At 61.7% G+C, this 12,650-nt stretch carries 11 protein-coding genes; 3 read left to right on the forward strand and 8 right to left on the reverse strand.

The genetic code is table 11. The features are described from left to right. Positions 1-327: 327 nt before the first annotated feature. The 3 genes from M5G18_RS07535 to M5G18_RS07545 are packed head-to-tail and all read left to right on the forward strand — an operon-like array spanning position 328 to position 5,803. Positions 328-1,572 carry an exonuclease SbcCD subunit D C-terminal domain-containing protein gene (locus tag M5G18_RS07535; RefSeq protein WP_007959327.1) on the forward strand — a complete coding sequence of 415 codons (1,245 nt, stop codon included), beginning with the start codon at positions 328-330 and terminating at the stop codon, positions 1,570-1,572. After that, positions 1,569-5,210, forward strand: coding sequence for an AAA family ATPase (locus tag M5G18_RS07540; RefSeq protein ID WP_273897379.1), 3,642 nt, complete (start codon positions 1,569-1,571; stop codon positions 5,208-5,210). The genes M5G18_RS07535 and M5G18_RS07540 overlap by 4 nt, the downstream gene beginning before the upstream one ends. Then, positions 5,207-5,803, forward strand: a complete 597-nt coding sequence (locus M5G18_RS07545) for a glutathione S-transferase (RefSeq protein WP_273897380.1) — start codon at positions 5,207-5,209, stop codon at positions 5,801-5,803. Before M5G18_RS07540 ends, M5G18_RS07545 begins: the two co-directional genes overlap by 4 nt. Before the next feature lie 5 nt (positions 5,804-5,808). On the opposite strand, the gene M5G18_RS07550 is transcribed toward M5G18_RS07545, so the two are convergent. The 8 genes from M5G18_RS07550 to M5G18_RS07585 form a co-directional block, all read right to left on the reverse strand. Then, positions 5,809-6,066 carry a hypothetical protein gene (locus tag M5G18_RS07550; RefSeq protein ID WP_273897381.1) on the reverse strand — a complete coding sequence of 86 codons (258 nt, stop codon included), beginning with the start codon at positions 6,064-6,066 and terminating at the stop codon, positions 5,809-5,811. Then, positions 6,063-6,275 carry a hypothetical protein gene (locus M5G18_RS07555; protein ID WP_085746241.1) on the reverse strand — a complete coding sequence of 71 codons (213 nt, stop codon included), beginning with the start codon at positions 6,273-6,275 and terminating at the stop codon, positions 6,063-6,065. The genes M5G18_RS07550 and M5G18_RS07555 overlap by 4 nt, the downstream gene beginning before the upstream one ends. A 255-nt stretch (positions 6,276-6,530) precedes the next feature. After that, positions 6,531-6,710: a hypothetical protein gene (locus M5G18_RS07560; RefSeq protein WP_011334602.1), complete on the reverse strand. Its 180-nt coding sequence runs from the start codon at positions 6,708-6,710 to the stop codon at positions 6,531-6,533. A 156-nt stretch (positions 6,711-6,866) separates the two neighbouring features. Next, complete coding sequence (locus M5G18_RS07565) at positions 6,867-8,042, reverse strand: lactonase family protein (protein ID WP_273897382.1); 1,176 nt, start codon at positions 8,040-8,042, stop codon at positions 6,867-6,869. Continuing rightward, positions 8,039-8,347, reverse strand: a complete 309-nt coding sequence (locus tag M5G18_RS07570; RefSeq protein WP_085605117.1) for a DUF5629 family protein — start codon at positions 8,345-8,347, stop codon at positions 8,039-8,041. The genes M5G18_RS07565 and M5G18_RS07570 overlap by 4 nt, the downstream gene beginning before the upstream one ends. 170 nt (positions 8,348-8,517) lie before the next feature. Next, entirely contained in the window at positions 8,518-10,098 is a 1,581-nt protein-coding gene (locus M5G18_RS07575; protein WP_273897384.1) for an aldehyde dehydrogenase (NADP(+)), read from the reverse strand. 9 nt (positions 10,099-10,107) lie between these two features. Further along, entirely contained in the window at positions 10,108-11,100 is a 993-nt protein-coding gene (gene araD1 / locus M5G18_RS07580; protein ID WP_007957418.1) for an AraD1 family protein, read from the reverse strand. A gap of 154 nt (positions 11,101-11,254) precedes the next feature. Beyond that, positions 11,255-12,577, reverse strand: coding sequence for an MFS transporter (locus M5G18_RS07585; RefSeq protein WP_007957417.1), 1,323 nt, complete (start codon positions 12,575-12,577; stop codon positions 11,255-11,257). Positions 12,578-12,650: the final 73 nt, after the last annotated feature.

Below are 12,650 nucleotides of genomic sequence, written 5' to 3' on the forward strand. Positions count from 1 at the left end.
CAAAATCGGATAGGGAGAAGTTGCGCAAGGCGATCAAGCGTTGCCCGGACGATCACGGCAAAAGCCATGAAAGCCTGTTCGTTCCCTCGTAGCGGCACACTGATATCAAATTAGTGGCGCGATATTAGATGGCCACTATTTTGGCGTCAATTAATGGATGCAACGCCCTTGCGTTGCCGACGAACGGTCATAATGCCGTCACATACCCTTCAACTGACGTCCCAGGGCACGGTCAGCCCTCATGACGCAATAATCTGTAAACTCTCCCCTCTTTCGCCGCCCCTCTCATCCAGGCGGCCATCACCTCTTTATATTGCGGAGTCAGCCTTGCGTCTGTTTCACACCTCCGACTGGCACCTTGGGCAGAACCTGCACGGACAGGAGCGCGATTTCGAGCACGCCTGTTTTCTCGAGTGGCTGCTGCGTCAATTGAAGCTGGCGCAGCCGGACGTGCTGCTGATTGCCGGCGACATCTTCGACACGGTCAATCCACCGGTCAAAGCCCAGGAACGCCTCTACGATTTCATCGTCAGCGCCCACGAACAGCAGCCGTTGCTGACCATTGTGATGATCGCCGGCAACCACGATTCCGGCTCGCGGATCGAATTGCCCGCGCCGTTGATGCGGCGTTTGCGTACCCATGCGCTGGGCCGGGTGTTGTGGCTGGATGACGGACAGCTGGATGCAGAGCGTCTGTTGTTGCCGCTGCCGAATGCGTCCGGCGAGATCGCCGCGTGGTGCCTGGCGCTGCCGTTCCTGCGGCCTGCCGAAGTGACCGGCGCGCATCTGGGCGACAACTATCTGCGCGGCATTGGTCAGGTGCATGAATGGCTGATCGAAGCGGCGAACGCGAAGCGCCAACCGGGCCAGGCACTGGTCGCCATCAGCCACGCGCACATGGCCGGCGGCTCGGTGTCGGAGGACTCCGAGCGCAGCCTGATCATCGGCAACGCCGAAGCCCTGCCCGCCAGCCTGTTCGGGCCGAGCATCAGCTATGTCGCGCTCGGCCATTTGCACAAACCGCAGAAGGTCAACGGCGAAGAAAGGATTCGCTACAGCGGCTCGCCGATCCCGTTGTCGTTCTCGGAAATCAGTTATCAGCACCAGGTGCTCGACGTCGTTCTGGACGGCGAAACCCTGGTCAGCGTCGAGCCGATGCTGATCCCCCGCTCCGTCAACCTTCAGCGCCTCGGCCCTGCGCCGCTGGCGGAAATCCTGCTGCAACTGGCGGACCTGCCGAACATCGACCTGCTGGCCGAGACCCAGCGCCAGCCGTGGCTGGAAGTGCGAGTGCGCCTCGATGAGCCACAACCGGATCTGCGCCATCAGGTCGAAAGCGCCCTGCAAGGCAAGGCTGTGCGACTGGTGCGAATCGCCGCCGAATACGCCGGCAACCGTGGCGCTGACGGCGCGGAGGACGGCAGCGCGCTGATCGAACTTGACCAGCTCACACCGCAGGAATTGTTCAGCCGCGCCTGGCTCGACAACTACGGCAGCGAGGTCGATGAGCAAACCCTCAAGGACTTCGCCGAGCTGCTGCAAGACGTACAGATGGAGGGCGAGCAGCCATGAAGATTCTCGCCATTCGCTTGAAAAACCTCGCCTCGCTGGCCGGCCCGTTCGAAATTGACTTCACCGCCGAACCGCTGGCCAGTGCCGGCCTGTTCGCGATCACCGGCCCGACCGGCGCCGGCAAAAGTACTTTGCTCGATGCCCTGTGCCTGGCGCTGTTCGGCGCCGTACCGCGCCTGAACAACACCGGGCGTGACGCCAAGGTGCCGGACGCCGACGGCGAAATCGCCACCGGCGACCCGCGCACCCTGCTGCGTCGCGGTACGGGCGAAGGTTTTGCCGAAGTGGATTTTGTCGGCGTCGACGGCCGCCGCTATCGCGCGCGCTGGGAAGCCAACCGCGCCCGGGAAAAGGCCGGCGGCAAGTTGCAGGCCAGCCGTCAGAGCCTGCGCGACATCGATCAGGATCAACTGCTCGCCAGCCAGAAAGGCGAGTACAAGACTCAGCTCGAAGCCGCGCTGGGCCTGAACTTCGAACAGTTCACCCGCGCCGTGCTGCTGGCCCAGAGCGAGTTCAGCGCCTTCCTCAAGGCCGATGACAACGACCGCAGCGAATTGCTGGAAAAGCTCACCGACACCGCGCTCTACACCCGCCTCGGCCGTCGCGCATTTGACAAGACCAAAGAGGCCCGCGAAGCCCACAAGCAGTTGCAGGATCAGGCCACCGGCGTGACCCCGCTGGCCCCCGAGGCCCGCGCGGAACTCGACGAGCGCTTCAATGCCGCTCAGCAACAACTGAAATTGCAGCAGGCGCAGCTCAAACAGATCGAGCAACAACACGACTGGCTCAAGGAACTGCTTCGGCTGCAAGACTCGCAACAAGCTGCCGCCGAACAACTGCACAGCGCCGAGCACGAACGGGAGTCGCTGGCCGGTGAGCGTCTGAAGCTCACCCGCCTGGAACAACTTGCCCCGCAACGGCACCAGTTCGCCCGCAAAACTGACATCGATGCGCTGTTGACCCCGCTGGCGACACAGATTGCCGCGCATAGTCAACAACACGGTGAACTGGGCGAGCGCCAGACCCAGCTGGAACACACCCTCGCGACGGCGAAAAAAGCTCTGAGCAATACGCAGCAGCGCCAGACTGAAAGTGGTTTGCCGTTGCGTCAGGCCTTTGAAGAACAAAGCACCCTCGCCCGGCTGGCCAAGGACACCGCGCTCAGTGCCGAGGCCAAAAAGAACGCCGAACAGGCCTGCGCGCAGGGACTGAATACGATTCAAGCGTTGCAGGCCAAGCAGCTGGAAGTCGGTGAACGCTTGCAGCGAATCGCCGGCGAGCTGGAGCAGAGCGCGCATCTGGCACCGTTGAGCGATTCGTGGACGGTGTATCGCGACAATCTGCAAAAGCTGATGGTCGTGAGCAGCCGGTTCAACACCGGCCAGAGCGAACTGGCTTCCCTCAAAGCCAGCGCTAGCCGTAGCGCCGAAACGCTTGCCGCGCAAAAGCAGCAACTGGAAGTGCTGTTCAAGGAAGCTGGCGCCGAGCCGGACGCGGTCGCCGAGCAGATCGGCATTCTGGGCGGCTTGCTGCAAGACAACCGCAAACAATTGCACGCCATCGAAGAGCTGACGCGGCTGTGGGCCAGCCAGCAGGAGTTGGATAAACGTGGTGCCGATTTGCAACAACGGCAACTCGACGCCCAGGCCGAACGTGAGCGCCTGAATCAAGACGGGGTCAAATCCAGCGCCGAGCTGGCAGTGGCCGAACAGACCCTCAACGTCACCCGCGAACTGCTGGAACGCCAGCGACTGGCGCGCAGTGCCAGCGTCGAGGAGTTGCGCGCACAGCTTGCGGACGATCAGCCGTGCCCGGTCTGCGGCAGCCATGAGCATCCCTATCATCAGCCCGAGGCACTGCTGCAAAGCCTCGGCCGGCACGATGAAAGCGAACAGGCGAACGCCCAGCTCGCGGTCAATCAGCTCCAGGAAAAACTCAACGAACTGCGCGCCGATGCTCGCGGCGTGATCGCCCGGCAGAAGGAACTGTTGCAGCAACGCGAAGCATTGACGGCGCAGCAGCAGGCGCTGGCCCCGATCCTTGCGGCGCACCCGCAGGCCACTTCGCTGCTCGATCAGGACGCGGCAACACGCGACGCCTGGCTGGCCCAGCAAAATTCAAAGCTGAACCAGAGCATCAATCAGGACGAACAGCGCCAGAGCGCCCTGCTCACCCTGCAACAGGACGCCGCACGACTGGCGCAGCAATTGCGTCAGGCGGAAACCGAGCATCAACAAGCGGCGCAGCAATTGAGTCATCAACAACAGCAACTGAGCAGCGACCGACAACGACTGGACGAAGAGCTCAACGCATTCGCCAGCCTGCTGCCGGCCGAGACCCTAGAAGCTTTGCGTGTCGAGCCGGCGGCGACGTTCATGCAACTCGACCGAGAGATTGCCGAACGCCTGGCACAACTCGATCAGCAAAAGGACGAACTGGCCGAACAGCAACAACGCCAGCAAACGCTGGAGAAAGAGCAGGATCATCAGCAACGCCGCGCCGAACAACAGCAAACCGCTGAACAACAATTCATTGCCTTGGCCGCGCAGCAACAGGCGAGCCAAGAGCAGCTTGCGCAATTGCTCGGCGAACACAGCAGCGCCGAAAACTGGCAACAACAGCTTGAGCTGGCGGTAAAAACTGCCCGCGACGCTGAAACCGGCACCGCAAACGCACTCCACGACGTTGGCACGCAGCGAGTACAACTCGCCGCCGAACTCAAAGCCCAGCGAGAACGCTTGCAGGGACTTGAAAGCGAACACACTGAGCTGATCAGCAAGATCAGCGACTGGCGCGCGCAGCATCCGGAGCTGGATGACGGCGGCCTCGAAGCGTTGCTGCAGGTCGATCATGCGCAGCTCAGCGAATTGCGCCAGCGTTTGCAGCACAACGACAAAGCCATCGAACAGGCCAGCGTGCTGGTGCAAGAGCGTGAGCGCCAGTTGCTCGCCCATCAGGCCCAACACCACGGCAACCTGGATGCCGAACAACTCGCCAGCGCCCTCGCCGACCTGCAAACCCAGTGCACGGCCAGCGAACAGCAATGCGCCGAACTGCGCGCCGAGCAGGCCGAAGACCAGCGCCGCCAGAACGCCAATCAGGCGCTCGCGCAGCAGATCGCCGACGCCTATGCCGAGTATCAGCGCTGGGCGCGGCTCAATGCCTTGATCGGCTCGGCCACCGGCGACACCTTCCGCAAGATCGCCCAGGCCTACAACCTCGACCTGCTGGTGCATCACGCCAACGTGCAGCTGCGGCAACTGGTCAAGCGCTATCGCCTCAAGCGCGGCGGCAGCATGCTCGGCCTGCTGGTGATGGACACCGAAATGGGCGACGAACTGCGCTCGGTGCATTCGCTGTCCGGCGGCGAAACCTTCCTCGTGTCGCTGGCCCTCGCGCTGGGTCTGGCCTCGATGGCGTCGAGCACGCTGAAAATCGAATCGCTGTTCATCGACGAGGGCTTCGGCAGCCTCGATCCGGAATCCCTGCAACTGGCCATGGACGCCCTCGACGGCTTGCAGGCGCAGGGCCGCAAGGTCGCGGTGATTTCCCACGTGCAGGAAATGCACGAGCGGATTCCGGTGCAGATTCAGGTACAGCGCCAGGGCAACGGTTTGAGCACACTGGAGGTGAAATGAACACGCTGTATTCCTTCCGCCGCTGCCCGTACGCGATGCGGGCGCGGATGGCCCTGCGTTATTCGGGCGTGCCGGTGGACATCGTCGAGGTGAGCCTCAAGGCAAAACCGGCGGAGATGCTGGCGATCTCGCCCAAGGGCACGGTGCCAGTACTGGATGCGTACGGTCAGGTGATCGATGAAAGCCTGGAAATCATGCGCTGGGCGCTGGCGCAGAATGATCCGGATGACTGGTTGCTCAAGGATGATTCGTTCGGGGCGTTGTGGGCGGACAAGTTGATTCAGGGTAACGATCAGATATTCAAGGTTCACTTGAATCGCTACAAGTACGCCGAGCGTTATCCGGAACAGCCGATGGAGGTTTATCGCGCCGAAGGGGCTCTGTTCTTGCAGAGACTGGATGAGTTGCTCGAAGGACGCGATTACTTGCTGGCCGGGCATCCGAGCCTGGCCGATATCGCGCTGTTTCCGTTCGTTCGCCAATTCGCTCACGTTGATCGTGACTGGTTTGCGCAGACGCCTTACGTGCGGTTGCAGGCCTGGTTGCAGCGGTTTCTTGAGTCGGAGCTGTTCACCGGCATCATGAAAAAGTAGGCGCGTTACGCCAGCACTTCACACATGCCGATGGCCGAGCAATCCACTTCGAACGGGCCAAGAAAACCGCTGGGGGTTTTCACCGGCGGATTGCCGGCCAACAGCCCCAGCGCATTGGCCCGTTCGATGTTGTGAGCAATGCTGTGGTTGGCCTCTATGGCCCGGGCCAGTCCGCCGACCGAGCCCTGGCCGACCCCCAAAAGCGATGCGCCGTTGGTCATGAACGCCAGTCCGGCAATGACCCAGAGTCTGTAGCCTTTCATGCTCCGCCGACTCCCGCGAGTTCAGCTGAATCCACCGTCGCGTTTTGCGAGCGAAGTTCGAACTGGATGCCGGGATGGGCGACGTCGATCGGTGCTTCGAAGCTGTGTTGCGACTGCGACGCCAGACTGACAAACAGCACCATGACCAGGTACAGACCGATGGCCACGTAGGCGCCGCGTTTGGCGGAAGTGATGATTGAACTGGCCATGATGTGTGCTCCGTGGACAATGTTTCGAGGTCCACAGAATCGATCAAAAAAGCCGGGGTAACCACTCAGGGTTTGGCATAGTAACCATCAGCTTCGTTGATTATTTAGCCGATCTATCTCGTCGTTTGAAAATAGCTATCGCCAGTCACTGCGCAGGCAAAAAACTGCCCAAGGCTGCGATCTTTTGATTTTGCTTTTTGATAAACAAGATCAAAGGATCGCAGCCTTGGGCAGTTCCAGGGCGTGACGGAAATTTCAGTGTTGAGCTTTGTGATCCAGCGCGGCGTAGAAGTTGGCGCTTTGTTGCAGGTATTTCTGGGTGTAGCTCTGGGTGTGGGATTTTTTGTCGCTGATTTCAACGTTGGCACTGGCAGGCAGGGCCACGGTGGCGGAGATGGCGGAAGCGGCGATGATCGAGAAGAGATTGAAGTTCATGGCGGTAACCCTCGTGTTCAGTTGGCTTGCTTGCCCGGTTGGGCCGTGAAGCAAACTTAACGCTCGAGGGTTGATCGCTTGAAATGCTTTGCAACATTACCTGTTATCAGCAGGATTAATACAACGCTTCAGGCCCCGTAGACCGGGGCCTGCGGCTTATTGACGCACGAGAAACTTCAGATCGCTCGGGGCGTCCATCGGCAGTTTTTGCACGGTTTTGCCCAGCAGACCGGTCTTGCCATCGCGCTCGACCACGACAATCTGGTTGCTCTTCTGGTTGGCAATCAGTAGGAATTTGCCGCTCGGATCGAGGCTGAACTCACGCGGGTGATCGCCTTCCACCGAACGTCGTTGCAGTTCCTTGAGCTGGCCGCTGGCCGGATCGATGGCGAACACCAGCAACTGATTGGCGGTGCCACGGTTGCTGACGTAGAGGAATTTGCCATCGGCGGACGCGTGCAGCGCGGCGGCGGCTTTGTCCGAGGTCGGCTGGCCGGCAGCCAGATCGACCATTTGCGTCTGGGTCAGCACGCCGTCCTTGTAGTCGAATACCGCGACCTGAGCGCTCATTTCCATGGTCAGCCAGGCATGTTTGCCGTCAGCGCTGAACAGCAGATGACGCGGGCCGCTGCCGGCTGGCAGTTGCACCGACGCGGTTTTCGCCGGGGTCAGCGGCAGGTCCGGGTTGGCTTTCGGGTCGAATTGGTAGATGAAGACCTTGTCCGCACCCAGGTCATTGGAGAACACGTAACGACCGTCCGGCGAAGAGACCGTCGAGTGCACGTGGTTCGAGGCCTGACGCTCGGGATTGACCCGGCTCGCCGGGTGCGCGCTCATCTGCACCACCGGTTTGAGCTTGCCGTCGCTGCCGACCGGCAATACCGCGAGGGTGCCGCCCGGGTCTTCAACCACCGAGTAGTTGCTGACGAACAGATGGCTGGCGTCGCCGCTGAGGCTGGAATGGGTCGGCTCGTTGCCCAGGCTCTGCACCTGATTGATCAGGGTCAGCGCGTGGGTCTTCGGATCGATGGAATAGCTGCTGACGCGACCAACCGGATCTTTCTGGCCAGGGCCGTTTTCGTTGACCACGAACACCCGGTGCTGATCCTTGGACAGGGTCAGCCACGACGGGTTTTCGCTCTTGATCACTTGCAGCGGCTTGGCGTCGATCTGGCCGGTGGCGCTGTCGAAGTTCATCCGGTAGAGGCCTTCGCTGGTGCCGGCGGTGTAGGAGCCGACCAGCAACTGGAAGCTTTCGGCCGAGGCGCTGGAAAGGCCCATCGCGCCGACGCTGCCGGCCATCAGCAATGGCCAGAATTTACGCATGTTCATTCGGTTTCATCCTCGTCGTCGGCGCTGCTCAGTACATCGCCGAGGCAGACCAGACGGTGTTCGCCAACGGTTTTGGTGTCGCTGGAAAAACCGACGATCAGCCAGCTCTGCAGATCTTCATCAAACGTCGCCGCTGCCACCTGAGCCGGGGTGAACTCCCAATGCTTGGCTGCCCGGCCATCGATGCATTCGATGTGCAGGTTGTCGTCTTCGTCGAGGGCGAATTCGAAAGCGTGCAGGCCGTCGATTTCGACCATACCGCAGTGTTCGAGGGCGTTGAGAAGGGTGTCGGTTACGGCAGTCATGGCAATCATGTCTTTCAGGGGGAAAGGGCCAATGATAGCTCAAAGCAGGCGCTGAACTCTCCCTGTGGGAGCGAGCCTGCTCGCGATTGCAGACTGTCAGGCGACATGAATGCCGACTGATGCACCGCTATCGCGAGCAGGCTCGCTCCCACATTGACTGGGTTCGGCTGTCAGAGGGCGTCGCGCGATGGCTTGCCGTCGACCAGCCGCTGAATGCGCAGCGGGTTGGCGTTTTTCAGCGGTTCCGGCAGCAGGCTGTCGGGGTAGTTCTGGAAGCACACCGGGCGCAGGAAACGATCGATCGCCAGCGTCCCCACAGAGGTGCCGCGGGCATCGGACGTCGCCGGATACGGCCCGCCGTGAACCATCGAATCACAGACTTCGACACCGGTCGGATAACCGTTGAGCAGGATCCGCCCGACCTTCTGCTCCAGCAACGGCGTCAGCTCCGGGAAGCGTTCGAAATCTGCCTGCTCGCCGATGATTGTCGCCGTCAGCTGTCCATGCAGGCCCTGCAACGCCGCGCTCAGCTGCGCCTTGTCGGCCACTTCGACGATCACCGTGGTCGGGCCGAACACTTCTTCCTGCAACACTTCATCGCTATCGATCAGCAGGCTGACATCCGCCTTGAACAACTGCGGCTGCGCCTGATTGCCCTGCTGCGGATTACCCGCCAGATGCTCGATGCCGGTGTGCGCCAGGAGTTTTTCCAGGCCCTTGCCGTAGCTGCCGAGCGTTCCGGCATTGAGCATGGTTTGCGCCGGTTGATCACCGATCAGCGCTGCGACTTGCTCAACGAACGCGGTGAACTGCGGCGAGCGAATACCGATCACCAGGCCCGGATTGGTACAGAACTGACCGCAGCCCTGCACCACCGACGCAGTCAGATCGCGGGCGACGGATTCCGAACGCACGGCCAGCGCCTGGGGCAACACGATCACCGGGTTGATGCTCGACATCTCGGCGAACACCGGGATCGGCTGAGGCCGTGCGGCGGCCATGTCGTACAGCGCCCGTCCGCCCCGCAGCGAACCGGTGAAACCTACCGCCTGAATGGCCGGATGTTTGACCAGCCATTCGCCGACGCCACCACCGTAAATCATGTTGAACACGCCTGCGGGCATGGCGGTTTTTTCTGCTGCACGGATCAAAGCGTCGGCAACGAGCTCGGCGGTGGCCATGTGGCCGCTGTGGGCCTTGAACACCACCGGGCAACCTGCCGCCAGCGCCGACGCGGTATCGCCGCCGGCGGTGGAGAATGCCAGCGGAAAGTTGCTCGCACCGAACACCGCCACCGGCCCCAGGCCGATGCGGTACTGGCGCAGATCCGGACGCGCCAACGGTTGACGATCCGGTAACGGCAGGTCGATGCGCGCACCGTAGAAGTCACCGCGCCGCAGGACTTTGGCGAACAACCGCATCTGGCCGCTGGTGCGTCCTCTTTCACCTTGAATCCGCCCCGCCGGCAGTGCAGTTTCGCGACAGACTACGGCGACAAAATCATCGCCCAGCGCATCCAGCTCATCGGCAATCGCATCGAGAAACTGCGCGCGGCGTTCGGCGCTGAGGCTGCGATACGCCGGATACGCCGCCGCAGCGGCCTTGGCGGCGGAGTCTACTTCCGCTTCCGTGGCCTGAATGAAATCGTGGGGCAATGCTTCGCCCGTGGTGGCGTCGACGCTTTGCAGCTTGACGTCACCCGCCGCGCTGCGACGGCCGCCGATGTAGTTGTGACCGAGAATCTGAGTCATGGGATCTCCTTAAAGGGTGCCGATGCTGTCCGGTTCGAATGCCGCTGCAACCGGGGCGATGCCGTTGACCAGCGGTGCGCCGAATTCGGCCTGGCTGATCTCGAACACGTCGCCCGGCTGAGTGCGAATGCCATCGGCGAACGACAGGGTCGCGGTGCCGAAGAAGTGAATGTGCACGTCACCGGGACGCAGGAACTGGCTGTACTTGAAGTGGTGATATTCGAGGTTCGCCAGGCTGTGGCACATGTTGGCCTCGCCGCTGAGGAATTCGTTCTGCCACAGCACTTCGCCGTCGCGCAGGATGCGGCTGGTGCCGGCCAGGTGTTGCGGCAGCTCGCCGACGCGCAACTCCGGGCCGTAGCTGCAACTGCGCAGTTTCGAGTGGGCCAGGTACAGGTAATTCTTGCGTTCCATGACGTGATCGGAGAACTCGTTGCCCACCGCAAAACCGAGGCGATACGGCTTGCCGTCGTGGCCGATGATGTAGAGGCCGGCCATCTCCGGTTCCTCGCCGGCGTCTTCGGCAAACGGCGGCAGCGGGAACGGCTGACCGGGACGCACAACGATGCTGCCGTCGCCTTTGTAAAACCATTCCGGTTGCACACCGGCCTGCCCCGCCGCAGGTTTGCCGCCCTCTACGCCCCACTTGAAGATGCGCATGGTGTCGGTCATCGCCGCTTCGTCGCCGGCCTGCTGATGCATCTTGTCCCGGGCCGACGCACTGCCGAGGTGCGTGAGGCCGGTGCCGCTGACCAGCAGGTGCGCCGGGTCCGGGTGATCCAGCGGCGGCAGGATGCGCAGTTTGGCCAGCAATTCAGCGTAATCGTGACTGATGCCCAGGCCGAGGGTCTGCACTTGCTGCGCGAGGGTGCTGCCGGCCTCGATCGCGGCCAGGGCCAGATCGCGAACCGTGCGCGCATCCTGCACTTCACGCACCAGACCGTCCTCGACCACCCCGACACGGCGCTCGCCGCTACTCAATTCGAATTGAACCAGATGCATAAATCCTCTCCTATTCCCTCAAAAACACCGCAAAACCCTGTGGGAGCTGGCTTGCCAGCGATGGCGGCGGCTGATTCACCATTGATGTGGCTGACAGATTGCTATCGCTGGCAAGCCAGCTCCCACAGGTTTTGCGGTGATGATTCGTTTGATATCAGGTACGGGTCGCACCGCGTGCGCTCGCTGCAAATTGCTCGACCGGCAGCACATGCTTGCGCTCCAGCAAGCGATAAACGACGCCCGTCAGAATCAGCCCGAACACCATCACCCCGGACAGGAAGTACAGGCCCGAAGCAAGGTTGCCGGTGTATTCCTTCAAGGCGCCGATCACGAACGGGCCGATGTAGCCGCCGAGGTTGCCCACTGAGTTGATCAACGCGATCCCTGCCGCCGCACTGGCGCCGGCAAAGAACCGCCCCGGCAAAGTCCAGAACACCGCCGTGCAGGAAAACAGCGCGAACGCCACCAGGCACAACGCCGCCAGTTGCGCCACCGGCAACGATAGCCAGGCACTGAGGAACAGGCCGATCGCACCCAGCACATAAAGCACCGCCAGATGGCCGTAGCGATCATTCAAACGGTCGGAGCTGCGCGGAATGATCAGCAGGCCGATGATCCCGAAGATGTACGGCACCGACGACACGAAACCGGTGACCAGATCACTGCCGCCAAACTGTTTGATCAGGGTCGGCAGCCACAGGCCCAGACCATAAATGCTCAGGGTCACCGGCAGGTAGAACAGCGCCAGCAGCAACACGCGCTTGTCCTTCAGCGCATGCAGAGGATTGCCGTGACGGGTCTGGCCGTATTCCTGCAGGTCCTTTTTCAGCTCACCGGTCAGCCAGTCCTTCTCGGCCTGGTCCATCCATTTCACTTGCTGCGGGCCGTCTGGCAACCAGCGCAATACCGGCCAGGTCAGCAGGATCGCCGGGGTGCCGATGACGATGAACAGCCACTGCCAGCCGTGCAGACCGAGGATGCCGTCCATGCCCAGCAAACCGCCCGAGACTGGGCCGGTGATCATCATCGCGATAGGTTGGGAAAGGATGAACAGCCCGAGGATCTTGCCGCGATGGCGCACCGGGAACCATTGGGTGATGTAGTACAGAACGCCGGGAAAGAACCCCGCCTCCGCCGCGCCGAGCAGAAAGCGCATCACGTAGAAACTGTGCGGGCCCTGGACAAAGGCCATGCCGATGGTGATCGCGCCCCAGGTGATCATGATCCGCGCGAACCAGCGCCGTGCGCCAAAGCGTTCGAGCATCAAATTGCTGGGGATTTCAAACAGAAAGTAACCGATGAAAAACAGCCCGGCACCGAGGCCGTAGGCGGCATCGCCGATGCCGATGTCGGCGCCCATGTGCAGCTTGGCGAAGCCGACGGCGGAGCGATCCACATAGGCGATCAGGTACAGCAGGATCAGGAAGGGAATCAGTTTCAGCGTGATGCGCCGGACAAGCCGCAGTTCCTGGCTCATGAGATCGGTCTCCGATTGTTGTTTTTATGGAACCTCGGGGGACGCCTCTCGCGGAAAATCGCCAGGGCCATCC

Source organism: Pseudomonas aphyarum (assembly GCF_028657055.1).
In the GTDB taxonomy this organism is placed as follows: Bacteria; Pseudomonadota; Gammaproteobacteria; order Pseudomonadales; family Pseudomonadaceae; genus Aquipseudomonas; species Aquipseudomonas aphyarum.